We start from the raw sequence: 24,743 nt of genomic DNA, 5'->3' as shown, positions 1-24,743 counted from the left end.
AGACATTGCCGCAACTTTTATTGGTACCGATAGCTGTGCTTACGTCGTGCGGGTCAGGCGAGCCAGGAGGGTGTGCGTCCACCGTAGCGATGCCGGCCGGAGCGGCGGTGACCGTGTCGGCGACCCGGCTTCTCAACCGGTTCAGTTCGTGTCACACTTCCGCCGTCCACCCTCCCGACCAGGGGAATCGACGGCGACTCCTCGAACGCGGCAGCCCCTCCGGCGCGGCTGCGGGCGTGGGCGTCCCACGACGGCTGCAGCGGTCGGGCACGACGCGGCCGTCGCACCCCGAGGAGAACCCTGGTGCCTTCCACCCGACGACCCGTCCGCGCCGCCCTCGCCCTCGTCGCGGCCGCCGGCCTCGCCCTCAGCGGCACCTCCCCCGCCACCGCGGCGCCCGAGCGGCGCCCCGCCGCGCAGCAGGAGTGGGTCGGCGCCTGGGCCGCCAGCCCGCAGCGCCTGCCCGCCGAAGCCGCCCTCACCGGGCAGATCACCCTGCGCCAGCTCGTCCACCCCACCCTCGGCGGCTCGCAGGTCCGCATCCGCCTCGCCAACACCTTCGGCGACGCGCCCCTGGTCGTCACGAAGGCCACCGTCGCCAGGGCCGTCTCCACCACCGGCCCCGAGCTCGTCGCCGGCACCACCGCCGCCCTGACGTTCAACGGCTCCGCCACCGTGTCCGTGCCGAGGGGCGCGCGGATGTGGAGCGACCCCGTCGACCTGCCCGTCGCGTTCGGCCAGGACCTCGCCATCGACCTGCAGGTCAGCGTCGGCCCCGGCTCCCTCACCGGCCACGGCGGCGCGCAGGGCAGCTGGATCGCCCCCGGTGACGCAGCCGGTGCCCCCGCCGCGCGCTTCACCGGCGGCGTGCCCCGCTGGTACTTCCTCGACGGCGTGGACGTCGCCAACCGCAAGGCCCCTGGTGCCGTCGTCGCGCTGGGCGACTCCATCACCGACGGCGCGTACTCGAGCTGGCAGCAGAACCGGCGCTGGACGGACGTGCTGGCCACCCGCCTCCACGAACTGCCCGCCGGCAAGCGCCCCGGCGTGCTCAACGCCGGGATCGGCGGCAACCAGATCACCCGCGACCGGCTCGACTGCTGCCCCGAGAGCGTCTCCGCCCTGGCCCGCCTCGACCGCGACGTCCTCGCCCAGAGCGGCGTGGAGACCGTGATCGTCGCCGAGGGCATCAACGACGTCGCCTACTCCGTCCCCGCGCAGACCGTCATCGACGGCATGACGCAGATCGTGCGGCAGGCCCACGCCGTCGGCGTCGACGTCGTCCTGGGCACCATCACCCCCTACGGCTGCGACAACGGCTGCCTCACCCCCGAGCAGGAGCGCAACCGCCAGGCCGTCAACGCCTGGGTGCGCACCCAGCAGGTCGCCGACGGTTTCGTCGACTTCGAGAAGGCCGTGCGCGACCCGCAGAACCCCGGCCGCATCGCCCCCGCGTTCGACCCCGGCGACCACATCCACCTCAACGACGCCGGGTACCGCGCCATGGGCGAGGCCGTCGACCTGGCCCTGCTGCGCTGAGCCCCGGTGTCCGGGGAGGCGCTGCCGCTCACGCCTCCCCGGACACCGGGCCCGGCGTGTCGCTGCCGCGGACGCCCGGCGACGGCGGCGATCCTGACGCCGTGCCCTCCCTCCCCCGACGCGCCCCCGCCCAGCCCGACGGCACCGCCCGCTCCGCGCTGGCCTCGATGCTCCGCCAGCTCGGCGACCACGCCACCCCCTGCTCCGGGGACCGCGTGCGTTTCGTGTACCCCGACGGCGACGTGCTGGAGGGCACGTGGACGTTCATCGGGGACCGCGAGGGCGGCCCGTTCGCCGTGCGCGACGCCGCGGGCGCGCTGCACACCCCACCGCCCGGCCACGTCCGCTGCGACATCGCCAAGGACCAGGTCGCCCTTCTCACCGTCGGCGAGGTCCTCACCATCGCCACGCTGCTGGAGGAGTTCGCGGCCGTCTGCCCCGGCCACCCCCTCGAGGACGTCGCCCGCGAGCACCTGCGGAGCATCAACGACCGCTTCCTCTTCGCCCGCGACGGCGTCATCCCCACGCCCCTGCCGCCGCGTGCCGGGGTGCCTTCCCCGGTTCAGGGGTGAGCGGCGCCGCAGGCGCTGGACAACTGGGCGTTGGCCTTGCGGCCGATAACTGAGATTACGTAAGATCACAGCATGGCCGAGGATGCGCTGGACCTCTACGGGCGGACCCCCGCCGAGCTCGCCGTCGTCGACCTCGAACCCGCCACCCCACCGCAGACGCTGGAACCCGACGTCCTGCAGCGGTGGATGCGCGAACTGCCCCCCGCCCACCGCGCCGGCCGCTCCGCCACGACCTGGCGCGCCTACGGCTCGGACCTGGCGCACTTCGCCACCTGGTGCGAGGCGGAGGGTCTCACCCCCCTGCCCGCCGAGCCGTCGACGGTGACCGGGTACCTGCTCGCGTGCTGCGAGGAGCTGAGCCTGGCCACCCTGCAGCGCCGCCTCGCGGCCCTCAGCGTCGCGCACCGCGTCCTGGGCGTCCCCTCCCCCACCGAGACCCAGAGCGTCCGCCTCACCTGGGCGGGGATGCGCCGAACCCTCGGACCCGTCTCCCCCGTGCGCCGCGTCGACCCCATCGTCACGTCCGTCCTGGCCGACATCGTCGCGCCCCTGCAGGACAGCACCATCGACCACCGCGACCGCGCCATCCTCGTCGTGGGGTTCGCCGGCGCCCTGCGGCGCTCCGAGCTCAGCGCCCTCGACGCCGGCGACGTCCAGGTGGGCGAGGAGGGCCTGCGGTTGCGCGTGCGCGGCCCCGTGGCGCAGGCGGGTGAGGACGACCCGGCGGACGGGCGGGACGGCGGCCGGGAGGTCCTGCTGCCCCACGGCTCCCGCCGCAGCACCTGCCCGGTGCGCTCCTGGCAGGCCTGGGTCGCGGCAGCCGGGATCGAGTCGGGCCCGGCGTTCCGGTCCATGACCAAGGGCGGCGCGGGCCTGAAGGCGCGCCGGATCTCCGGGCAGTCCATCGCCCGGATGATCAAGCGGCGGGCGGAGGAGGCCGGGCTGGACCCCCGGGTGTTCTCCGGGCACAGCCTGCGCGCGGGTTTCGCCACCGCCGCCGTCCGCGCCGGGCTGCCGGACCGATCCGTCATGCGGCAGACCGGGCACCGCTCGACGCTCGCGCTCAGCGCCTGCGTGCGCGACGCCGGGCCGGGGGTGGAGAACCCCGCCGCCCACGTCGGCCTGTAGGGCGTGGGTGGTCCCGCCGGTGCCAGGCGGCACCGGCCGGGCCCTGGCTAGGGTGCGCCGCATGCGCTTCGGCCTCTTCATCCCCCAGGGCTGGCGGCACGACCTCGTCGGGATCGCGCCCCAGGACCACTGGCAGACCATGTCCTCCCTCGCCCGCCTCGCCGAGCAGGACGAGGTGTGGGAGTCGATCTGGGTCTACGACCACTTCCACACCGTGCCCGTCCCCGGCGAGGAGGCCACCCACGAGGCGTGGACGCTGATGGCCGCGTTCGCCGCCGCCACCTCCCGGGTCCGCCTGGGCCAGATGTGCACGTGCATGGCGTACCGCAACCCCGCCTACCTCGCGAAGGTCGCCGCCACCGTCGACGTCATCTCCGGTGGGCGCACCGAGATGGGCATCGGCGCCGGCTGGTACGAGCACGAGTGGCGCGCCTACGGGTACGGGTTCCCCTCCGCCGGGGACCGCCTGCGGATGCTCGAGGAGGGCGTCGAGATCATGCGGCAGGCGTGGACGACGGGCACCGCCACCCTCGACGGCCGCCACTACCAGGTGGAGGGGGCGATCGTGCGCCCGCAGCCCCTCCAGGAGGGCGGCATCCCCTTCTGGATCGCCGGCGGCGGGGAGAAGAAGACGCTGCGGATCGCGGCGAGGTACGCCGCCTACACCAACTTCGACGGCACCCCCGAGGGCTTCGCGCACAAGAGCGAGGTCCTCGCCGGGCACTGCCGCGACCTCGGCACCGACTACGGGCGCATCGTGCGCTCCGCCAACTACAACGTGGTGATCGGCCGCGACGAGGCCGAGGTCGCCGAGCGGCTGCGCGGCATCGAGGAGCGGCTGCGCCCGCACCTGCCGGCCGACAAGCTGGCCGAGACGGTGCAGAACCTGCGCTCGGGCCCCGCGGTCGGCACCCCCGAGCAGGTCGTCGAGGCGCTGGGTGCCCTGCAGGAGCTCGGGATGACGTACGCCATCACGTACTTCGCGGAGGCCGCCCACGACACCTCCGGCATCGAGCTCTTCGCGCGGGAGGTGGCGCCCGCGCTGCGCTGAGGAACCCGGCGGGTCGCCCGGCGGAGGTCGTTGACTCCGCCGGGCACGGGAGTACCGTTCGGCGGACCACGACCGCCGAGGAGGACGCCATGGCCCACGCCGAGCAGTCCCGACCCTCGTCCGGGACCGGCGTGCAGGGCACGTCCGTCGCCGAGAGGTTTCCCAGCAAGTACCTCCCGCAGCCGCAGGTCCGCGACCTGCCGCCCGCCCCGACCAGGCTCGGGCCCATCATCGGCCCCGGGGTCGTCGCCGCGGGCGTCGGCCTGGCCAGCGGTGAGTTCATCATCTACCCCTACATCGCCTCCCAGGTCGGGCTGGTGTTCGTCTGGGCGGCCCTGGTGGGTCTGGTCATCCAGTTCTTCATCAACATGGAGATCGAGCGGTACACCCTGGCCACCGGTGAGACGGTGCTCACCGGGTTCAGCCGGTTGTGGCGGCACTGGGGCCTGGTGTTCGCGGCCATGGCGTACCTGGCGAACCTCTGGCCGGGGTGGGTGACGAGCTCGGCGACCATCGTGACCTACCTCGTCGGTGGTTCGGTCACGCCCATCGCGATCGGGATGCTCCTGGCCATCGGCGCCATCCTCACCCTCGCGCCCGTGGTGTACGTGGCGCTGGAGCGCATCGAGATGGCGAAGGTCGCGGCCGTGCTGCTGCTGATCGCCGTGGGTGCGACGTTCGCCATCACCTCCTCGGCGTGGGGCGACGTCCCGCAGATCGTGACCGGTGCGACCATCCCGACGGAGGCGCTGGCGTTCCCGGTGCTGCTGTCCGCGCTGGCGTTCGCCGGCGCCGGGGGCGGGCAGAACCTCTGCCAGAGCAACTGGATCCGCGACAAGGGCTTCGGGATGGGCGCCTACGTCCCCCGGATCGTCAGCCCCATCACCGGCAAGCCGGAGGCGGCGCCCTCCACCGGGTACGTGTTCGAGCCGACCGCGGAGAACCTCGCCCGCTGGCGGACCTGGTGGCGCACGGCGAACATCGAGCAGCTCGTCACGTTCGTGCTCATCTCGTTCGTCACCATCTTCTTCACCTCCCTGCTGGCCTACTCCACGGTGTTCGGCCAGGAGGGCCTGGAGAACGGCATCACGTTCCTGCAGGCCGAGGGCGAGGCGCTGAAGTCGTCCGTCGGGGACTGGTTCGGGACGTTCTTCTGGGTCATCGGCGCCGTGTCCCTGTTCGCCGCCGCCCTGGGCATCGTGGACTACACCAGCCGCCTGGGCGCGGACGTGCTGCGCGTCAGCTACCTCAAGGGCGCCTCGGAGTCCAAGGTCTACGCCGCCCTGGTCTGGGGCCTGGTCGTCCTGGGCTGCACCATCCTGCTCGTCGGGTTCGCCCAGCCGCTCGCGCTCATCGTCATCTCCGCCTGCGTCGGCGGGTTCATGATGTTCATCTACTCCGGCCTGCTGATCCTGGTGAACCGCAAGACCCTGCCCCGGGAGATCCGCCCCCGGGGGTACCGCATCGCCGTCCTGGTCGTCTCGGTGCTGCTCTTCGGCACGCTGTCGGCGCTGGTGGTGCGGCACCAGTACCTCACGAACATCGCGGGCTGACGCCGTGCGGGTTCTCGTCACGGATGCCGAGTACGCCGACCTCGACCTGGAGCGGGAGGTCCTGGCCGCCGCCGGGCACGAGCTGGTCGTGGCCTCGTGCCGCACCGCGGCGGAGGTGGCGGCCGCGGCGGCGGGCGCCGACGCGCTGCTCGTGCAGTACGCCCCCGTCACCGCCGAGGTCCTCGACGCCGCCCCCTCCGTGCGGCTGGTCAGCCGGTACGGCGTCGGGGTGGACTCCGTCGACCTCGACGCCGCCCGCGAGCGCGGGGTGTGGGTGTGCAACGTGCCGGACTACGGCACCGAGACCGTCGCGCTGCACGCGGTGGCGATGCTGCTGGCGCTGCTGCGCAACCTCGGGGGGCACGACCGGGCGGTGCGCTCGGGTGCGTGGGACTACAAGCTGGGCGGGCGGCTGCGGCGGCCCGGTGAGCTGGTGCTGGGCGTGGTGGGGCTCGGGCGCATCGGGCGGACGGTGGCCGAGCGGGCCGGGCCGTGGTTCGGGCGGTGCGTGGGGGCGGACCCGCTGCTGCCGCAGGCGGCGTGGCCGGCCGGGGTGGAGCGGCGGGAGGTGGCGGAGGTGTTCGCGGAGGCGGACGCGGTGACGCTGCACCTGCCGCTGTCGGAGCGGACGCGGGCGCTGGTGGACGAGGAGCTGCTGGCGGGGATGCGGCCGGGGGCGTACCTGGTGAACACCGCACGCGGTGGGCTGGTGGACACCGCGGCGCTGCTGCGGGCGCTGGAGTCGGGACGCCTGGCGGGGGCGGCGCTGGACGTGCTGCCCGCGGAGCCGCCGGATGCGGGTGAGGCGCTGCTGCGGCACGAGCGGGTGCTGCTGAGCCCGCACGTGGCGTGGTACTCGGAGGAGTCGGAGCGGGAGCTGCGGCTGAAGGCGGCCGGCAACGTCGTGGAGTGGGCGCGCTCGGGGACGCCGCCGTACGTGGTGGTGCCCGGGCGTTCCTGAGGCCCGCCCGCGTGCGGTGGGGAGGGCGGTGGGCGCCGGTGCCCGCCGCCGCGGGGAGGGTGGGAGGGGTGGACGGGCAGGAGGAGCGCGCCGGTGGGGACGGGCCGGGGGCCACGGTGTGGGACCCGGCCGCGTACCTGCGCCACGCCGGGGAGCGCGCGCGGCCGTGGGTGGACCTGCTGGCCCGGGTGCGCGTGGCGGAGCCGCGGCTGGTGGTGGACCTGGGGTGCGGGGCGGGGAACCTGACGGCGACGCTGCCGGCGCGCTGGCCGGGGGCGCGGGTGGTGGGGGTGGACGCCTCCGCCGAGATGCTCGCGCGCGCCCGGGCCGGGGCGGCGCTGGAGTGGGTGGAGGCGGACCTGCGCACGTGGCGCCCCCCGGGGCCGGTGGACGTGCTGGTCTGCAACGCGGTGCTGCACTGGGTGCCGGGGCACCTGGAGCTGCTGCCGCGGCTGGTGGGGTTGCTCGCGCCGGGCGGGGTGCTGGCGCTGCAGGTGCCGGGGAACTCCGCCGCCGCCTCGCACGCGCTGCTGCGGCAGGTGCTGGCCTCGCAGCGGTGGGCGGGGCGGGTGCCGCCGCTGCCGGAGGCGGTGGCCGCGGAGCCGGCGGAGTACCTGGAGGTGCTCGCCGGGTGCGGCTGCGAGGTGGACGTGTGGGAGACGACGTACCTGCACGTGCTGGGGGGTGAGGACGCGGTGCTGGGGTGGATGCGGGGTGCGGCGCTGCGGCCGGTGCTGTCGGCGCTGGAGGAGGGGGCGCGGGAGGAGCTGTGCGCGCAGTACGGGGCGCTGCTGCGGCGGGCGTACCCGCGGCGGGCGGTGGGCACGGTGCTGCCGTACCGGCGGGTCTTCGCGGTGGCGCGGGGCCCGGCCTGAGCCGCGGCTCCCCCGCGACGGGGCGGGCGGGGCGGTGCGGGACGGTGCTGTGGGGCGGGGAGCGGGCCGGGCGCCGCTAGATTGCGCTGGTGCCCCCCGACTCCGCGCCGACGCGCGACCAGACGCCGACGCGTGACCAGACCGCGGTGCGTGATGACACGCCGATGCGGGCGGCGGGGCGTGAGCTGCACCTGCGCCGCTACCCCGACTCCCCGCGGGAGCTGCTGCGGGCCTTCGACGCCGCCGACGAGCTGCTCGTGGACCACGTGCTCGGTGCGCCGGGGGTGGAGGAGGACACCGGTCTGCCCGCGGGGGTGGCGCTGGGCGCGCCGGTGGTGCTGCTGGGTGACCGGTGGGGGGCGCTGGCCACCGCGCTGGCGCCGGCTGCCGGCGAGGGGGTGGGCGGGGAGCTGCTCAGCGTCACCGACTCCGCCGCCGCCCGCGCCGCGGCCCGCGCCAACTGCGAGCTGAACGGGCGGGCCGTGCCCATCCTGCTGCCCGCCACCGCGGCGCCGGAGCGCGTGGGGGCGCTGCTGGTGCGGCTGCCGCGGACGCAGGCGCTGCTGGAGGAGCTGCTGCTGCGGGTGCGCCCGCTGCTGGGGCCGGGCACACCGGTGGTGGCGGCGGGCATGGTGAAGGAGGTGCACACCTCCACGCTGGAGGTGTTCTCCCGGTTGCTCGGCCCGGTGCGCACCTCCCGGGCACGGCGCAAGGCGCGGCTGCTGGTCTGCACGCCGCAGGTGGAGGTGGTGCGCGCGCCGCAGCCGGCGGCGTGGCCGCAGCGGTGGGCGGTGGAGGAGGCCGCGGGCCCGCTGGCCGGGGTGGAGGTGGTGCAGCACGCGGGGGTGTTCTCCGCCGGGCGCCTGGACGTCGGCACGCGCCTGCTGGTGGACACGCTCCTGGCGCGGCGCTCCTTCGCGGCCGGTGAGCGGGTGCTGGACCTCGGCTGCGGCAACGGCCTGGTGGGGCTGGCGGTGGCGCGCGCGCAGCCGGGTGTGCGGCTGACGTTCGTGGACGACTCGGACCTGGCGGTGGCCTCGGCGCGGGCGACGGTCGGGGCCGGTGCGCCGTCGGTGGCGGCGTCGTTCCTGGTGGGTGACTCGGCGTTCGCGGCGACGTCGGGGGCGGAGCTGGAACCCGGCTCGCAGGACGTGGTGCTGCTGAACCCGCCGTTCCACGTGCACTCGGCGGTGACGGGGTCGACGGCGCTGCGGATGTTCCGCGACGCGCGGGCGGTGCTGCGCCCCGGTGGTGAGCTGTGGGTGGTGGTCAACCGGCACCTGGGTCACCACGTGCCGCTGCGGCGGATGTTCGCCTCGTGCGAGGCGGTGGCGGGGCACCCGAAGTTCGTGGTGCTGCGCGCGGTGCGGGGCTGAGCGTCCCCGCCGGCGGGGGTGCGGCCGGCGGGGGTGCGGTCAGGCGCGGCGGCGGGCCCGGCTCAGGGCGCGACGGGCGAGGGCGGGCAGTCCCGTGGGTTCCGCGGGCAGGACCTGCGGGCTGTTGGAGCGCACGATCGCGACCCCGCGGCGCCACTGGTTGAAGGAGGAGAGCTGGGTGAAGGCGGCGTAGCGCACCCCGGAGGCGACGTCGGCGGTGGCGAAGGTGAAGTCGTCGAGCACGTGCATGCGCTCGCTCCAGCGCATCTTGGCGACGTTGGGGCCGGGCGAGAAGTTGACGACCTCGTCGCCGCGCCCGATGGCGTCGATGACGACCTGCGCCTGCAGCAGCGTGACGGGCGAGTAGTCCCAGTAGTCCGGGTCCATGCCGGAGGAGTGCACGTAGGAGCAGCGCGCGGCGTGCAGGGCGAGCTGGGTGGCGGCCACGACGCCCCCGACGCGCAGCTCGATGATGCTGGCCTCCCCCGCGGCGGCCAGCTCGGGCAGCAGGCCGCGCAGGAAGGCGCGGATGCGGGTGTCGGCGTAGGCGTCGCCGTGGGTGGAGGTGCTGCCGCCGAAGGTGGAGCGCTGGCTGTGCAGGGCGAAGAAGCGGTCGATGGCCGCCTCGTCGAGGTCGGCGCCGGCGAGGGTGCGCACCTCCCAGGGGAGCCCGCTCTTCTCCAGGCGGTTGCGGCCGCGGCGCAGGCTCTCCTTGAGGTTGCGCTTGCGGCTGCTCTTGAGCTGCTCCCAGGTGCCCTCCAGGGGCAGGATCACGCAGGCGCGCACGCGGTGGTGCCCGTAGAAGGGCACCGGTGCGGTGCTGGACTGCACCCAGGCGGGCTCGAACCAGGCCTGGTCGCGGTCGAGGGTCAGCTCCGTCCAGTCCGCCGGGGCCTGGAGGCAGTGGGCCACGACGTCGGCGTGGACCTGCCGGGCGGTGCCGGGGGCGGTGAGGACCTGCGGCAGCTCCATCGGGGTGTGGCGGCCGCTGGCGACGAGGGTGAGGCGGCGGGCCCGCAGCGGGCCGCGGCCGACGACGTCGGTGTAGAGGGGTGCCACGCCCACGAGGGCGCCGGTGGTGTCGCGGACGAACAGCAGGTGGCGCAGGGTGGGGTCCGGGACGAAGGAGCGGTACCAGGCACGCACCCACAGGGGCGAGCAGAACGGGTTGGCGGGGAAGCCCTGGCGCTGGTGCAGGGCGGTCCACTCCGCGAGCTCGGCCTCGCTCAGCCGCTCGACGTCGACCTGCTGCACCGCCGGCTCCTGCTTGGACACCACGGACGAACCCTCCCCGATCTGCGATCCGGCCACTGCCCCCCGGCACGACCGGGGAGAACGGTACTAGGCACAGCGTGATCGCCACGTCGCTCCGGCGTGAACGTCCCGCGAAGGGCCCCGCGGCCCGCGCGGCGGGTGCCCGGCCGGGGGTGTGCCGGGGGGCGTGACGAGGGGTCGTGCGGGGGGGGTGGGAGCACTACCAGGTCGACGGGTCCGGCGTGGCGTTCTCGGGCGGACCCAAACGCGATCGGTTGGTGAGCTGCGTCACAACCGGCGTGCGGAAGTGGAGTGTCGGTGCGAGGGTGCCGACCACGTTGAAGGTACGGTTCGACACGGACGATCACCGGAACCACACGATCTCCGCCAGACCCGCTCGCACCAGACGACACAGGGCTCCCGCCCCCGACCGCACTGGACGTAAACGCCTTGCTGCTGCCTTCCGCTCTCCGCCGCGCCGTCCTGGCCACCGCCGCCGGCCTCGGCGCCACCTGCGTGGCCGCAGGGCTGACCCAGCCCGCCGTCGCCGCCCCGGCCGCCCCGGCCGCCGTGGCCTCCCCCGCCGCTGTGGCCACCCCGGCTGCGGTGGCCTCCCCGGCCAGGACGCCGACGCCCGAGGAGGTCGAGCAGGCCCGCCGCGACGCCGAGCGCAGCCAGGCCGAGGCGCAGGCCGCGCGCGAGAAGGTCGCCAAGGCCCAGGGTGAGCTCGACGCCCTCGTCCAGCGCGCCAGCGCCGCCCTCGAGGCGCACCAGCAGGCCGTGGAGGCCAAGCAGCTCGCCGAGCACCGCGAGCGCCTCGCCCGCGCCGAGCTCGCCGACGCCGAGCAGCGCCTGGCCACGGGCAAGGAGCAGCTGGGCCAGTGGGCCGCCGACGCCTACAAGGACGGTGGCGCCCTGCAGCAGTACTCCGGTCTCGTCACGGTGCTGGAGTCGCGCTCCACCGACGACGTGCCGGGCCTGCTGGCCTCCATGGAACGTCTCGGGCAGGGCCGCAGCAGCGCGGTGGACGACTACCGCGCCAACCGGGAGCGGGCCACCCGGGCCGCCGCTGAGGCGCGCGCCGCCGCCGACGAGGCGCGCCTGCAGACGCAGAAGGCCGCCGAGGCCAAGGCCTCCGCCGACGCCCTCGTCGCCGAGCAGCAGGCCAAGCTGGCCGAGCTGTCCTCCCTCCAGCTGACCGCGGAGGGCACCGCCGTCTCGCAGTCCACCCGGGCGCAGAACCTGCGCGCGGCCCGGCTGGCCGCCGAGGAGGCGCTGCGCGCCGCCAAGGCGACCAAGGCCGTGTCCGTCTCCGGCGGCCTCGTCGGCGCCATCGGGGAGTGCACCGGCGGCGACACCGCCGGCTACGCCAACGGCACCATCCCCCGCAGCGCGCTGTGCCCGCTGTGGGGCGAGCCCACCCACGTGCTGCGCGCCGACGCCGCCCACGCCTTCAACCAGCTCAGCCAGGCCTACGCGCAGCACTTCGGGCACCCGATGTGCGTGACGGACTCCTACCGCCCGCTGGCCGACCAGATCTCCGTGGCCGCCCGCAAGCCGGGTCTGGCCGCGCGCCCGGGCACCTCCCGGCACGGCCTGGGGATCGCGGTGGACCTGTGCGACGGCGTCAACCGGTACGGCTCCCCCACGTACACGTGGCTGAAGCAGAACTCCGCGGTGTACGGCTGGATCCACCCGTCCTGGGCCGGCCCCGGCGGCAGCGGCCCGTTCGAGCCGTGGCACTGGGAGTACACCGGCTGACCCGGCGCGCCCGCCGGCGCGGCGTGCTCGCGGCCGGGGGCGCACCGGTGCCGCGGCGGACGGGTGTCCCCGCGCGGCGCACGCCCCGGCGCGCGGGCGCACCCGGCAGACTGCCCGCGTGATCGCGCACCCCTTCCTCGCCGCGGGGCACCCCGTGGCGATGGCGCACCGCGGCTTCTCCCTGGACGGGCTGGAGAACACGCTGCCGGCGTTCGCCGCGGCCGTGGACCTCGGCTACCGGTACCTGGAGACCGACGTGCACGCCACCGCCGACGGTGTCCTGCTCGCCTTCCACGACCCCCGCCTGGACCGGGTCACCGACACCGGCGGCCGCATCGCGGAGCTGCCCTGGCAGGTGGTGCGGCGGGCCCGGGTGCGCGGGGTGGAGCCGGTGCCGCAGCTGGCCGAGGTCCTGGACGCCTTCCCCGGCGTGCACCTCAACGTCGACGTCAAGGACGCCGCGGCCATCGCGCCGCTGGTGGACGTGCTGCGCCGCACCGGGGCGCGGGAGCGGGTGTGCATCGCGTCGTTCTCCGAGGCGCGCCGGCGGGCGGTCGTCGCCGCCCTGGACGCCGACGGCGGCGCGCCGGTGGCCACGTCCACCTCCTCCGCCGGGACCGCCGCGTTCCTGCTGGGCGTGGCCGCGCGCCGGCCGGTGCTGGGGCGCGCGGCCACCCGCCGGGCGTGCGCCCTGCAGGTGCCGGTGCGGGCCGGAGCGGTGCCCGTCGTGACCCCCCGCACGATCGCCGCCGCCCACGAGCAGGGTCTGCAGGTGCACGTGTGGACGGTGGACGAGCCGGCGCAGATGCACGCGCTGCTCGACCTGGGGGTCGACGGGCTCATCACCGACCGCGCGGACCTGCTGCGCGACGTGCTGCGCGCCCGCGGGCAGTGGTCGTGAGCGCCCCGTCCCGGCAGCTGCTGCGCGCCCGGCGCAGCTGGTACGTCTACGACTGGGCGAACTCCGCGTACGTCACGGTCACCGCGACGGTGCTGTTCGGGCCGTACCTGACCTCGGTGGCGCGGCGGGCGGCGTGTCCCGGGCTGGGCGCCGGGCAGGAGTGCCGCGCGATGCTCTCGGTGCTCGGGGTGCCGGTGGCGCCGGGGTCGGTGGCGCTGTACGCCGTGACGGCCGCCACGATCCTCTCCGCGCTGGTGCTGCCGCTGGTGGGCGCGCTGGCGGACCGCACCGCGCACCGGCACCGGCTGCTGGGGGCGCTGGCGTGGAGCGGGGCTGCGGCGGCCACGGCGATGGCGACGGTCGCCGGGGACGACTGGCAGCTGGGGGTGGTGCTGCTGGTGCTGGCCACGACGTGCCTGGCGTCCTCGCTGGTGGTGTACGACGCGCTGCTGTGCGACGTGTCGGGGCCGCAGGAGCGCGATGCGACGTCCTCGCGGGGCTGGGCGCTGGGCTACCTCGGCGGGTTCCTGCTGCTGGGGGCGGACCTGGCGCTGGTGTCGAACCCGCAGGCGGTGGGCCTGGACACCGAGGGCGCCGTGCGGGCCTCCCTGGCGGTGGCGGGGCTGTGGTGGGCGGTGTTCACCCTGGTGCCCGTGCTGGGCATGCGCCGGCTGCCCCGCCGCTCGCTGGCGGTGCTCGGGGAGGTGACGCCGGCCGCGGCCCCGCGCGGGCTGCTGGCCCCGTTCCGGCAGCTGGCCGCCACCCTGCGCGGCATCCGCGCCTATCCGCACACGCTGCGCTTCCTGCTGGCGTACCTGGTGTTCAACGACGGCATCCAGACCGTCATCTACGCCTCCAGCATCTACGGCCAGGAGCAGCTGGGCTTCACCCAGGCGCAGCTCATCACCACGATCCTCATCGTGCAGGGCGTCGCGTTCGGCGGGGCGCTGGCGTTCGGGCGGGCCGCGGGGCGCTTCGGCGCCAAGCCCACCGTGCTGGCGGGGCTGGGGCTGTGGGTGCTGGTGGTGGCGGCGGCGCTGTCGCTGCGGCCGGGGCAGTTCACCGCGTGGCTGGTGCTGGCCGTGGCGATCGGGCTGGTGCTGGGGGGCACGCAGGCGCTGTCGCGCTCGATGTACAGCCGCCTGGTGCCCGTGGGGCAGGAGGCGGAGTTCTTCAGCCTCTACCAGGCCGCCGAGCGCGGCACGAGCTGGGTGGGCACCCTGGTCTTCGGGCTGGTGTACCAGCTCAGCGGGTCCTACCGCCCGGCGCTGGCGGCGCTGCTGGTTTTCTTCGTCGTCGGCGGGGCACTGCTGGTGAGGGTGGACGTGGCCCGGGGTGCCGAGGTGGCACGGCAGGTGCCCGCCGCCTGAGGGGTGTCGTGGTGGACGTGGGGTGGACGGGAGGCGGCGGGCAGGTGAGAGGTCGCCGGCCCGGGGGGTGTGGTGCTTGCCACACTCCCTTCACCTCCTCGGCGCAACAACACCGGAACACCCCTCGCCCCGTCCGCGTTCAACCAAGTGGAACCCCTCCTGACCCACGGCGATCCCGCCTGAGGGTGAGGGGAGCGTCGGGAGGTCTGCAATGAGCGAGCGCAACCTGCGAGGAAGCCGTCTGGGAGCCGCCAGCCTCGAGAGCGAGTCCGGGGTCGAGCCGGCCGAGCGCCAGAAGGTGACGTACCACTGCCCGCACGGGCACGTCGTGGTGGTGCCCATGTCGATCGAGGCGGACGTGCCCCCGGTGTGGGAGTGCCGCTGCGGCGCCGAGGCGCTGCGCGACGACGCCGAGGCGCCGGAGAAGAAGGCGACCCGGCCGGCCCGCACCCACTGGGACATGCTGCTGGAGCGGCGCACCATCGCCGAGCTGGAGGTGCTCCTGGACGAGCGCCTGCAGCTCCTGCGCAACGGCCAGATCCGCCGCAGCGCCTGAGTTCCCACCCGACGGCCGGTCCTCCTCCCGGAGGGCCGGCCGTCGGCACGTCCGCACACGGCGCGGGCCGCGCAGCGCCCGCCCGGGGGCCGGCCCGGGTTCAGCGGTGCGGGGGCTCGGGATCCACGACCTCGCCCTGCACGACGTCCCCCGGCACGTTCCGGGACGCGCCCCCCGGCACGTTCCGGGACGCGCCCCCCGGCACGTCACCCCGCACGTCCCCCGGCACGTCGTGGCTCGCGGAGGACCCGGCGTGCGCGCCCCACCCGCGCGGGGAGGCCGGCGGCCGCAACAGCGGCGAGACGTCCACGCCGGAGCGGCGCAGGGACCGCTCCAGCGCCCGCTGCAGCAGCGCCCCACCGGCGCGGCCCAGCAGCCGCGGAGCCCCGGGGAGCAGCAGGAGCAGCGCCGCCAGGTCCGAGAGGAACCCCGGCACCAGCAGCAGCACCCCGACGGCCGCGGTGCGCGTCAGCCGCGACACCTCCGCCTGCGGAGGCTGCCGCAGGGCCGGACCCGCCGCGGCCAGGCGCGCCGCGCGGCGGCCCGCACGGCGCAGCAGCAGCACCCCGGCCGCGGCCGCGGCGAGCACCCACGCCAGCACCCCGCCCGAGCCGAGCAGCTGCGCCACCTGCCCCACCAGCAGCACCTCTGCGGCACCCAGGCCCAGCAGCACCGCCAGGACCAGCCAGCGCCCGCTGCGGCGCCGACGCGGGACCGCAGCCCCCGCGGCGCCCGGCAGGGCCGCCCGGCTCACCGCAGCGCCCCCGAGGGCACCGGCGAGGGCGGGCCGGCCTGCACCGGCGCCGGGACCGCCCGCCGGCGGCGCCCGCCGGCCACCAGCAGCAGCAGGCCCACCGCGCACAGCGCGTACTCCACCGCCGCGCCCACCCGCACCGCGGGCGTCAGCTGCGTGCGCAGCGGCATCTCGGCCTGCAGCACCGCAGAGGTGAGCAGCCGCGTGTTCTGGTGCGCCACCCCGTCAGGGGTGATGAGCGCGCTGATGCCGACCGTGGAGACGTGCACGACGCTGCGGCCCGTCTCCAGCGCCCGCAGCCGCGACATCGCCAGCTGCTGCGGGGCCATGTTCGAGGTGCCGAAGGTGGCGCTGTTCGTCTGCACCACCAGCAGGTCCGCCCCGGCCAGCACCGCCTCGCGGGCCAGGTCGTCGAAGAGCACCTCGAAGCAGATGACGTCCCCGACCGTGGCCGGGCCCATCGGCAGGATCCCGGTGCGCGAGCCGGCCACGAAGTCCTGGCGCACCAGGTCGACCTTGTCGCTGAAGAGCCGGAAGAACGAGCGGTACGGCATGTACTCCCCGAAGGGGGCGGGGCGCTGCTTCACGTACCGCTCGGCGGGCCCCGTGCCCGGGCGCCACACGATGCCCGCGTTGGACAGCCCCCGCCCCGGGCCCTGCAGCACCGCCCCGATCAGGGTGGGCGCCCGCACGGCCTCGACCGCGGCGGTGATGACGTCGGCGGCGTCGCGGTTGACCAGGGGGTCGATGTCGCTGGAGTTCTCCGGCCACACCACCAGGTCCGGCTGCACGGCCCGCCCGGCGCGCACGTCCGCGGCCAGGGCGGCGGTGGCGCGCGCGTGGTTGTCCGTGATCGCGCGCCGCTCGGCGTTGAAGTCCAGGCCCGGCTCGGGGGTGTTGCCCTGCACCGCGGCCACCCGCACCGTGCCGTTGGAGGCGTCCACCGGCCGGGGCACCAGCGCACCGGCGCCGGCCACCGCGCAGGCCGCCGCCGCCGCCAGCGGCGCAGCCCAGCGGGCACCGCGCCGGGCCCCGCCCGCGCGCGGCACGGCGGGGCCGGGCCGCACGGCCCGCAGCAGCGCGGCGGCGAGCAGCGCCCCGGCCAGGGCCACCGCGAAGGACACCAGGGGGCTGCCGCCCACCGCGGCCAGGCCCAGCGCGGGGGCGTCGGCCTGGGAGAACGCCAGGCGCCCCCACGGGAAGCCCCCGAAGGGCGCCCGCGCGCGCAGCGCCTCCACCACGACCCAGGTGGCCGCCACGGCCACCGGGCCCAGGTGCCAGGGGGCGCGCTGGGCGCGCGGCAGGAGGGCCCCGGTCAGAGCCGTGAACAGCGCGCACAGGGTCGCCAGCGCCAGCCACGGCAGCGCGCCGACGTAGACCCCGCTCCACTGCAGCAGCGGCACGAAGAACGCCCAGCCGAACAGCAGTCCCAGAGCGGCACCGCGGCGGGCGCGCTGCCCGGCTGTGGCCACCGTCAGCGCCGCGACACCCACGGGCGCCAGGGCCCACAGCCCCACGCCGGGGAAGGCGGCGGCGGTGGCCAGGCCTCCGGCGGCGGCCAGGACGGCGGCCGCGGGCAGCGGCAGCGGGAGGCGGGGGCGCGGCACCTGCCGAGCCTACGCCGCGCCGCTGCGGCTCAGGGCGCACACCCAGGACCGGCGCGGCGTTCCCACCCGCTCGCCACGCCCGCTCCACACGCCCGCTCCACACGGCAGGGCGGCACGGCAGGGCGGCAGGGGTGATCTCGGGCGGTGCGGGCGCCCCCGGGTGCCGGCGCGCACGGGCCGGACGCCACACGGCCGGTCCCGCGGCGCCCCGGGACGACCGGGAACACCCGCGGGGACCGGCCGCGCGAGAAGCAAGCCGGACCCGCGCGCCCGTCGGGCCGCCGTGCGCCCCGTCGGTCACGAGGCGCACACCGTTGTCTAGGGGCGCGCAGGTCCGACCCCGCCCACTCCCCGTACGGCCGCGCCCGAGGGGCTGTGCGCTGTGGGGCGGCGCACCGCCTGGCACGGGCAGAACCGGACGGTCTTCCTCGATCGTGGGCTGATTGGCGAAACTACTCGGCAGCGCGGGCGTGTCAACCGCTCCCCGCACCCCCCGCGGGAGTGTCAGCGCAGGTCACAGGCCCTCCCAGGGGTCCTCGGGCCGTTGCGCGCCCGGCGTGTCGCACGGCGTGTCGTGGCGTGACACGCCGTGCCCGCGCCCCGGGTGGTGAGCAGCTCACCACGCGTCGTGCAGGAGCACTCCCCCGCGCACCGTGCGACGGCAGCGGGGCAGGTCCCGGCCGGGAGCCAGGTCGGGCAGCCCCGGGGTTCCCGAGCGCGCGTCGGTGCTCCACGCCGCCACGCGGGCGTCCGGGACCTGCACGACCAGCTCCTGCGCCTCCCACACCGCGTAGGTGGCCGGTGCGCCGGGCACGAGGACACCCGGCTGCTCGGGGCGGCGGGCCAGGCGGTGCCCGCCGCGGGTGTGCGCCAGGAACGCGGCGCGCACGCTGATGCCGTGCCCGGAGGTCGTGGGGAACGCCGCCGCGCGCACCGCCGCCCACGGCGAGAAGGGCGTCACCGGCGAGTCCGACCCCAGCGCCAGCGGTACCCCCGCCGCGGCCAGCGCGGAGAACGGGTGCAGGGCGCGGGCCCGCCCGCTGCCCAGGCGCTGCTCGTAGGTGCCGCCAGGCGCGCCCCAGGTGGCGTCGAAGGCCGGCTGCACGCTCGCGCCGACCCCCAGGCGCGCCAGCGTGGCCACCGCGGCCCCGTCCACGGCGCACAGGTGCTCCAGGCGCACCCCGGCGGCCGCCAGCGCCGGGGCGCCGAGGCGCTCCTCGGCCTCCAGCAGCGCGGCGAGCACGACGTCCAGGGCCGCGTCGCCGATGACGTGGAAACCGGCCTGCACCCCGGCGCCGGCGCAGGCGGTGAGGTGGTCGCGGACCTGCTCGCGGTCCAGGTGCAGCACGCCGCGGTTGCCGGCCTCGTCGGCGTACGGCTCGCGCAGCGCGGCGGTGCGGGAGCCGTACGCGCCGTCGACGCACAGGTCCCCCGCCAGCCCCGCCAGCTCCACGCCCTCGGCGCGCGCGGAGGCGACCAGCGCGCGGGCGGAGGCGGCGTCCTGCGCGAGGAGGCCGGCGTAGGGGACGACGGCGGGGAAGCGGCCGGCGGGGTCGGCGGCCAGGGACACCAGCGCCGCGAGGTCACCGGCACCGGCGATGTGCGGGCCGGACATCTCGTGGACGGTGGCGATGCCGGCGGCGGCGGCCGCGCGCAGGGCCGCCCGCTGGGCGCGCTCACGCGCCGGGCCCAGCGCGGAGCGGGTCGCGTCGCGGGCGGCGTGGTGGGCCTGGGTGCGGATCCACCCGCTCCCGTGCCAGCCGGGCAGGGCGGACAGGCCGGCGCGGGCGGCCAGGGCCGGGGAGACGAGCGCGGAGTGCACGTCGGCGCGGGAGAGGTACACCTCCGCCCCGCCCGCGGCGCGCCCGATCTGCTCGGCCGTGGGGGGCCCGGCGCCCCAGGTGGTCTCGTCCCAGCCGTGGCCCAGCACCGGCGCGCCCGGGGAGCGGGCGGCCGCCGCGGCCACCGCGTCCAGCAGCGCGGAGGGGCCGGGGCAGCCGGACAGCTCCAGCCCGGTCAGCGCCAGGCCGGTCTCGGTGGTGTGCACGTGGGCGTCGACGAAGGCGGGTGTGATCAGGGAGCCCTGCAGGTCCACGACCTCGTCGGCGTCCGCGGCGTGGGCGGCGGCGGCCTCCTCGGGCCCGACCCAGGCGATGTGGTCACCGGTGACGAGCATCGCGGTGGCGAAGGGGTCGGCGGGGCTGTACACGCTGCCGCCCCGGTACAGGCGCCGCACAGCAGCAGGGGCGGGGGCCGGCGCGTCGCTCACCCGCGCCAGCCTACGAACCGTCCGGCCGGGACGGGCGGTGGGGAGGCGCCCGCCCCGGCCGGGTCCCGGGGCACCCGGCGGTGGAGGGGATCGCCCCCACCGCCGGTCCCCGGCCTCAGGCCGCGGGGGCCGCGGCCGGGGCCCTGCCGGGGGCCGCCTCCGGGGCTGCACCCGGACCCTCGGCCAGACCCGCGAAGGTGTCGGAGATCGCCTCGGGCGCGGGGGCGGTGACGGTGACCGGGCTGCCCCAGTCGAAGTAGTCCATCGACACCTTCGCCTTGCCGGACTCCGCCCCCTGGGTGACGGCGAGATCGAGGACCATCCGCACGGGCCGGTCCTCGGAGTCCACGTACAGCTCGAAGGGCAGCGTCTTCAGGCCGCTCTCCTGCAGCGCCTTCTGCGCCTCGGCCTTCTCCTCCGGCGAGGCGGCCGTCTCGAGGGCCTTCTGCAGGTCGATGCTGCCGGCGTAGCCGGTGGCCCGCACACCGCGGACCGTGCTGGCGCCGAGCTCGCGGACGTCCTGGGAGACCGCGCGCAGCTGCTGCAGCTGGGCCGCGGGGTTGAGCTGCTGGGTGTCCACGCCCAGGGACGCGGTGTCCCCCACGGGCATCTCCACCCACTGCTGCGCCGGGACGCCCGGCACCCCGGAGACGTACAGGGTGTCGTCGACGAGGCGCACGGTGGGGCTGAGGCCCTGCACGCCGGGCGCGTCGACCTTCAGGCGCACCTCCGCCGCCTCGGCGGCGGTGTCGAACACCCCCTCGCCGGTGAGGCTGGCCTGCTGCGCCTGGCCGCCGGAGGTGCCGCTGGCGTCGACGGACAGGGCGAACTTGCCGGTGGAGGCCTCGCTGGACTTCTGGACGGAGGCGTTGACGACCTGCAGGGGGGTGCGGGCGCTCGTGGCGCCGGTGGATCCGGCCGCGTTCCCGGAGCCGGCGGTGACGCCGGTGCAGGCCGTCAGGCCCACGGTCAGGGCGGCCGCGCCGGCCACCAGGACCGCACCTGCGCGGCGCCTGCGGCGGCGGCCGGGCTCGGTGGGGACGGGGGTGATCGGGGCCATGGGAGGTTCCCTTCGTCGTCGCTCGTGGTGACCGCGTGCCGGGCTGCTCGTAGCACCCGTCACTGCCCCTCAACCATGCGTCACACCGCGGCGGGAGGCATCCCCCGAAGGGTGTGGGGGCGCCCACCCACGGGTGGAGATCCCGGCGCGGGCGCACCGGCCCGCGGTCGGAGGCGGCCCCTACGGTGAGGGCCATGCCCGTACCGCAGACCTCCGCCGGCAGCCCCGACACCGCCGGGCGCACGATGCTGCTGGACGCGGCCTCCCTGTACTACCGGGCCTTCCACGGGGTGCCGGAGTCCGTCACCGCACCGGACGGCACCCCCGTCAACGCGGTCCGGGGCTTCTGCGACGCGATCGCCTCCCTCGTGCGCGAGCACCGCCCCGCGCGCCTCGTGGCGTGCTGGGACGACGACTGGCGCCCGGCCTTCCGGGTGGCCGCCCTGCCCTCCTACAAGGCGCACCGCGCGCGCCCGGACGGCTCGGAGGAGGCGCCCGGCGCCCTCGGCCCGCAGGTCGACCTCATCGTCGCGGTGCTGGAGGCGGTGGGCATCGCCCGCCTCGGCGCGCCCGGTTTCGAGGCCGACGACGTCCTGGCCACCCTCACCACGCGCGCCGTCGCGGCGGGGCGCGGCGTGGACGTCGTGACCGGCGACCGGGACCTGTTCCAGCTCGTCGACGACGCGGCAGGTGTGCGGGTCCTCTACACCGGCCGCGGCCTGGCGCGCCTGGAGGTCGTCGACGAGGCGGCGCTGGCCGCGCGGTACTCCGTGGCCTCCGGCTCCGCCTACGCGGACCTCGCGGCGCTGCGCGGCGACCCCTCGGACGGGCTGCCGGGTGTGGCGGGCATCGGGGAGAAGACCGCCGCGGCGCTGCTGGCCCGCCACGGCGACCTGGCGGGGGTCCTCGCCGCCGCGCACGACCCCACCTCGGGCCTGCCGCCCGCCCAGCGCCGGCGGCTGCTGGCCGCCACGGACTACCTGGCGGTGGCCCCGGCCGTGGTCCGCACCGTCCGCGACGCACCGGTCGAGGAGCGCGAGGACCTGCTCCCCCGCACCGCCGCGGACCCGGAGCGGCTGGACGGGCTCGCCGAGCGCTGGGGCCTGCGCGGCAGCCTCGACCGGCTGCTCGCATCCCTGCCGGGATGAGCCGGCGGCGCCGGGTTCCGGGGTGCCCGCGGTCCTGGCGGTCCGGTTCCCGTCCTAAAGATCATCGAGGTCGTTGGGACCGATAACGCGGAATACGGTGCAGGCAGTGCTCGGCGTCGACCCCGCCGGCCCCACCGCGGCTCAGGCGACGGAGCTGTACGCGACCACGCCGCGGCGAACGCTCTCCAGCGCCGCGCGCGCCACGCCCCGCAGGGGGTCCTCGCCCGCGGCGCCGGCGATCTGGTCCAGCAGGTCCACGAGCTGCTTGCAGCGGCGCACGAAGTCCCCCGCGGACAGGTCGGCGTCCCGCAGCACCTCGTCGAGGCGGTGCCCCCGCGCCCAGCGGTGCACCGCCCACATCAGCCCGGTGTCCGGCTCGCGGGTCAGCGGGACGTGGTGCGCCTCCTCCAGGTCTGTCAGCTCGCTCCAGATGCGGACGGTGGCGGTCATCGCGTCCTCGGTGCCGCGGGGCAGGCGCTCGGGCCGGCCGATCTCGTCGCGGCGGGACTCGTGGACGAGCGCCGAGACGACCGAGGCCAGCCCCGGTGCGTCGAGGGTGCGCCAGGCCCCGCGGCGCAGGCACTCCGCCACCAGCAGGTCCGTCTCGGCGTAGATCCGGCGCAGCAGCCGCCCCGCGTCCGTCACCGCGGCCCCGTCGGCGGTGAGGTAGCCGAGGCGGGTGAGCACCTCGCAGACGTGGTCGAAGGTGCGTGCGATGGTCGCCGTGCGGCTCTCCACGCGCTTGGCCAGCGCCCGGGTCTCCTTGGCGAGCTTCTCCTCCCGCTGCGCCCAGCGGGCGTGTTCCTCGCGGTCGGCGCAGCCGTGGCAGGGGTGCGCCCGCATCGCCGCCCGCAGTTCCGCGAGGTGCTCGTCGTCCGCGGCGGCCGAGCGCGCCCGCCCGCGACCGGGCAGGGGATCTCCCCCGCCGATCTCCGCCAGCGCGTTGCGCAGGCTGGAGGCGAGGTCGCGCCGGGCCTGCGGGCTGCGCCAGTTGAAGTCCTTGGGCACCCTGACCCGGGCGATCTTCTCCACCGCCGTGGGCACCTCGGTGGCCGAGAGCAGCTTGACCTGCCGGTCGACGGTGAGGACCCGCGGCTGCGGGCCCTCGAAGCCGCGCGGCGCGCCGGGGTCGAGGACGACGGCGAAGCCGTTGCGCCGCCCCGAGGGCAGGCGCAGCACGTCACCGGGCCTGAGCCCCTCCAGGGACGCGGCGGCCTCGGCGCGCCGCTGCACCTGGGTGGCGCGGGACATGTCCTTCTCCCGCTCGCCGACCTGGGAGCGGAGGCGGTGGTACTCCGCGAAGTCGCCCAGGTGGCACGTCATGGCCTCGCGGTAGCCGGCGAGCGCCTCCTGCTGGGTGCGGATCCGCTTGGCCAGGCCCACCACGGCCCGGTCGGCCTGGAACTGCGCGAAGGACGTCTCCAGGATGTCGCGCGCGGTCTGCCGCCCGACCTGCGTGACGAGGTTGACGGCCATGTTGTAGGTGGGGCGGAAGCTGGAGCGCAGGGGGTAGGTGCGGCGCGAGGCCAGCCCCGCGACGGCCTCGGGGTCGGTGCCGGGGGTCCACAGGACGACGGCGTGGCCCTCCACGTCGATGCCGCGGCGCCCGGCGCGGCCGGTGAGCTGGGTGTACTCCCCCGGGGTGATGTCGACGTGGGACTGCCCGTTCCACTTCACGAGCTTCTCCAGCACCACCGAGCGGGCGGGCATGTTGACGCCGAGGGCGAGGGTCTCGGTGGCGAAGACGGCCTTGACGAGCCCGGCGGCGAAGAGGTGCTCGACGGTCTCCTTGAAGGTGGGCAGGAGGCCGGCGTGGTGCGCGGCGAGGCCGTGCTCCAGGCCGTCGAGCCACTCCCAGTAGCCGAGCACCGCGAGGTCGGAGGAGGGGATCTCGGAGCAGCGCTCCTCCACGCGGCGGCGGATCTCCCGCTGCTCCTCGGGGCTGGTGAGCCGCAGGCCGGAGGCCAGGCACTGCTGGACGGCGGCGTCGCAGCCGGCACGGCTGAAGATGAAGGTGATGGCGGGCAGCAGCGCGGCGTTGTCCAGCATCTCCAGCACCTGGGCGCGCCCGGGGGTGCCGGGGCGCGGGCCGGGGCGCTGGGGGCCGCCGCGGCCGCGGCGGCGGTCGCGGCCGGCGCCCGTGCGGTCGGCGCGCTGCTGCTGGCGGGCGAGGGCGACGAGCTCGGGGTTGACGACGGCGCCGGGCACGAGGGAGCCCTCGTCGCCCTCCAGCGGCTCGCCGTCGATGTCGGTGAAGAGGTCGTGCAGGCGGTTGCCGACGGCGAGGTGCTGCCACAGGGGCACGGGGCGGTGCTCGGAGACGACGATCTCGGTGTCGCCGCGGACGGTGTCGAGCCAGGCGCCGAACTCCTCGGCGTTGGAGACGGTGGCGGAGAGGGAGGCCACCAGCACGTCGGAGGGCAGGTGGATGATCACCTCCTCCCAGACGGCCCCGCGGAAGCGGTCGGCGAGGTAGTGCACCTCGTCCATGACGACGTAGCCGAGGCCGGCGAGGGTGCTGGAGCCGGCGTAGAGCATGTTGCGCAGCACCTCGGTGGTCATCACCACCACGGGCGCCTCGCCGTTGACGGTGTTGTCCCCGGTGAGCAGGCCGACGCTGGCCGCGCCGTGCCGGGCGACGAGCTCGGTGTACTTCTGGTTGCTCAGGGCCTTGATGGGGGTGGTGTAGAAGGCCTTGCGCCCGGTGGCCAGGGCCAGGTGCACCGCGAACTCGCCCACGACGGTCTTGCCGGCCCCGGTGGGGGCTGCCACGAGCACCCCCCGGCCGGCCTCCAGCGCCTGGCACGCCTGGATCTGGAAGGGGTCCAGGTCGAAACCGAGGACCTCGGTGAAGGCCGCCAGCTGGGTGCGCCGGACAGCGTCGCGGCGGCGCGCTGCCGCGTAGCGTTCCGCGGGGCTCGCCATAGCGGCGACAGTACGTCACCGCCGCGGGGCGGCGCTCGCCGAGGTCACGGGGCCGGTCCCGGGGCCGGTCCCGGGGTGCACAC

General features: G+C 76.3%; 19 protein-coding genes. 13 read left to right on the top strand and 6 right to left on the bottom strand.

Annotated features, from left to right (window positions below):
- The first annotated feature begins 303 nt into the window (after positions 1–303).
- From ACYQBY_RS01560 to ACYQBY_RS01525, 8 genes are all read left to right on the top strand, one after another.
- Complete coding sequence (locus tag ACYQBY_RS01560; protein ID WP_459642050.1) at positions 304–1,539, top strand: SGNH/GDSL hydrolase family protein; 1,236 nt, start codon at positions 304–306, stop codon at positions 1,537–1,539.
- 101 nt (positions 1,540–1,640) lie between these two features.
- Positions 1,641–2,111 carry a hypothetical protein gene (locus tag ACYQBY_RS01555; RefSeq protein WP_459642049.1) on the top strand — a complete coding sequence of 157 codons (471 nt, stop codon included), beginning with the start codon at positions 1,641–1,643 and terminating at the stop codon, positions 2,109–2,111.
- A 72-nt stretch (positions 2,112–2,183) separates the two neighbouring features.
- Positions 2,184–3,239 carry a site-specific integrase gene (locus ACYQBY_RS01550; protein ID WP_459642048.1) on the top strand — a complete coding sequence of 352 codons (1,056 nt, stop codon included), beginning with the start codon at positions 2,184–2,186 and terminating at the stop codon, positions 3,237–3,239.
- 61 nt (positions 3,240–3,300) lie between these two features.
- The gene (locus ACYQBY_RS01545) at positions 3,301–4,290 is read left to right on the top strand and encodes an LLM class F420-dependent oxidoreductase (protein WP_459642047.1); all 990 of its coding nucleotides are present in this window, start codon (positions 3,301–3,303) and stop codon (positions 4,288–4,290) included.
- An 89-nt stretch (positions 4,291–4,379) separates the two neighbouring features.
- Positions 4,380–5,843, top strand: coding sequence for an Nramp family divalent metal transporter (locus ACYQBY_RS01540; protein ID WP_459642046.1), 1,464 nt, complete (start codon positions 4,380–4,382; stop codon positions 5,841–5,843).
- 4 nt (positions 5,844–5,847) lie between these two features.
- On the top strand, positions 5,848–6,804 hold the full coding sequence (locus tag ACYQBY_RS01535; protein WP_459642045.1) for a C-terminal binding protein: 957 nt from the start codon (positions 5,848–5,850) through the stop codon (positions 6,802–6,804).
- Positions 6,805–6,872: 68 nt separating this feature from the next.
- Positions 6,873–7,679: a methyltransferase domain-containing protein gene (locus ACYQBY_RS01530; protein WP_459642044.1), complete on the top strand. Its 807-nt coding sequence runs from the start codon at positions 6,873–6,875 to the stop codon at positions 7,677–7,679.
- An 89-nt stretch (positions 7,680–7,768) separates the two neighbouring features.
- Positions 7,769–9,055, top strand: a complete 1,287-nt coding sequence (locus tag ACYQBY_RS01525; protein WP_459642043.1) for a methyltransferase — start codon at positions 7,769–7,771, stop codon at positions 9,053–9,055.
- A 39-nt stretch (positions 9,056–9,094) separates the two neighbouring features.
- On the opposite strand, the gene ACYQBY_RS01520 is transcribed toward ACYQBY_RS01525, so the two are convergent.
- The gene (locus ACYQBY_RS01520) at positions 9,095–10,333 is read right to left on the bottom strand and encodes a GNAT family N-acetyltransferase (protein ID WP_459642042.1); all 1,239 of its coding nucleotides are present in this window, start codon (positions 10,331–10,333) and stop codon (positions 9,095–9,097) included.
- A gap of 426 nt (positions 10,334–10,759) precedes the next feature.
- Here ACYQBY_RS01520 and ACYQBY_RS01515 point away from each other — a divergent pair, with 426 nt between their 5' ends.
- The 4 genes from ACYQBY_RS01515 to ACYQBY_RS01500 all read left to right on the top strand — a co-directional run bounded on the left by ACYQBY_RS01515 (position 10,760) and on the right by ACYQBY_RS01500 (position 14,897).
- A complete protein-coding gene (locus ACYQBY_RS01515) occupies positions 10,760–12,070 on the top strand; it encodes a D-alanyl-D-alanine carboxypeptidase family protein (RefSeq protein ID WP_459642041.1) in 1,311 nt (436 codons plus the stop codon).
- A 118-nt stretch (positions 12,071–12,188) separates the two neighbouring features.
- Positions 12,189–12,971, top strand: coding sequence for a glycerophosphodiester phosphodiesterase (locus ACYQBY_RS01510; RefSeq protein ID WP_459642040.1), 783 nt, complete (start codon positions 12,189–12,191; stop codon positions 12,969–12,971).
- Positions 12,968–14,341, top strand: a complete 1,374-nt coding sequence (locus ACYQBY_RS01505) for an MFS transporter (RefSeq protein ID WP_459642039.1) — start codon at positions 12,968–12,970, stop codon at positions 14,339–14,341. The genes ACYQBY_RS01510 and ACYQBY_RS01505 overlap by 4 nt, the downstream gene beginning before the upstream one ends.
- Positions 14,342–14,552: 211 nt before the next feature.
- On the top strand, positions 14,553–14,897 hold the full coding sequence (locus ACYQBY_RS01500) for an RNA polymerase-binding protein RbpA (RefSeq protein WP_459642038.1): 345 nt from the start codon (positions 14,553–14,555) through the stop codon (positions 14,895–14,897).
- Between the two features lie 100 nt (positions 14,898–14,997).
- On the opposite strand, the gene ACYQBY_RS01495 is transcribed toward ACYQBY_RS01500, so the two are convergent.
- From ACYQBY_RS01495 to ACYQBY_RS01480, 4 genes are all read right to left on the bottom strand, one after another.
- Complete coding sequence (locus ACYQBY_RS01495; protein WP_459642037.1) at positions 14,998–15,651, bottom strand: FxsA family protein; 654 nt, start codon at positions 15,649–15,651, stop codon at positions 14,998–15,000.
- Entirely contained in the window at positions 15,648–17,258 is a 1,611-nt protein-coding gene (gene lnt / locus ACYQBY_RS01490) for an apolipoprotein N-acyltransferase (protein WP_459642036.1), read from the bottom strand. The genes ACYQBY_RS01495 and lnt overlap by 4 nt, the downstream gene beginning before the upstream one ends.
- Positions 17,259–17,874: 616 nt before the next feature.
- Positions 17,875–19,527 (bottom strand): amidohydrolase, encoded by a 1,653-nt coding sequence (locus ACYQBY_RS01485; RefSeq protein ID WP_459642035.1) that lies wholly within the window; start codon positions 19,525–19,527, stop codon positions 17,875–17,877.
- Between the two features lie 115 nt (positions 19,528–19,642).
- The gene (locus ACYQBY_RS01480; RefSeq protein ID WP_459642034.1) at positions 19,643–20,587 is read right to left on the bottom strand and encodes a hypothetical protein; all 945 of its coding nucleotides are present in this window, start codon (positions 20,585–20,587) and stop codon (positions 19,643–19,645) included.
- Positions 20,588–20,781: 194 nt separating this feature from the next.
- On the opposite strand from ACYQBY_RS01480, the gene ACYQBY_RS01475 reads away from it, so the two are divergent.
- On the top strand, positions 20,782–21,735 hold the full coding sequence (locus ACYQBY_RS01475) for a 5'-3' exonuclease (RefSeq protein ID WP_459642033.1): 954 nt from the start codon (positions 20,782–20,784) through the stop codon (positions 21,733–21,735).
- A 141-nt stretch (positions 21,736–21,876) separates the two neighbouring features.
- Here the strand turns inward: ACYQBY_RS01475 and ACYQBY_RS01470 are convergent, their stop codons facing one another.
- Complete coding sequence (locus ACYQBY_RS01470; protein WP_459642032.1) at positions 21,877–24,660, bottom strand: DEAD/DEAH box helicase; 2,784 nt, start codon at positions 24,658–24,660, stop codon at positions 21,877–21,879.
- Between the last annotated feature and the right edge of the window lie 83 nt (positions 24,661–24,743).

It is taken from the genome of Kineococcus anabasis (assembly GCF_054590795.1).
Note: the sequence above shows the minus strand (reverse complement) of the source record. Positions and strands in the feature narration are given on the sequence as shown.

Excerpts from the sequence above, each read along its gene's own strand:
- ACYQBY_RS01550 (WP_459642048.1), top strand. The coding sequence starts at position 2,184 with ATGGCCGAGGATGCGCTGGACCTCTACGGGCGGACCCCCGCCGAGCTC.
- ACYQBY_RS01545 (WP_459642047.1), top strand. The coding sequence starts at position 3,301 with ATGCGCTTCGGCCTCTTCATCCCCCAGGGCTGGCGGCACGACCTCGTC.
- ACYQBY_RS01540 (WP_459642046.1), top strand. The coding sequence starts at position 4,380 with ATGGCCCACGCCGAGCAGTCCCGACCCTCGTCCGGGACCGGCGTGCAG.
- ACYQBY_RS01500 (WP_459642038.1), top strand. The coding sequence starts at position 14,553 with ATGAGCGAGCGCAACCTGCGAGGAAGCCGTCTGGGAGCCGCCAGCCTC.
- ACYQBY_RS01480 (WP_459642034.1), bottom strand. The coding sequence starts at position 20,587 with ATGGCCCCGATCACCCCCGTCCCCACCGAGCCCGGCCGCCGCCGCAGG.
- ACYQBY_RS01475 (WP_459642033.1), top strand. The coding sequence starts at position 20,782 with ATGCCCGTACCGCAGACCTCCGCCGGCAGCCCCGACACCGCCGGGCGC.
- ACYQBY_RS01470 (WP_459642032.1), bottom strand. The coding sequence starts at position 24,660 with ATGGCGAGCCCCGCGGAACGCTACGCGGCAGCGCGCCGCCGCGACGCT.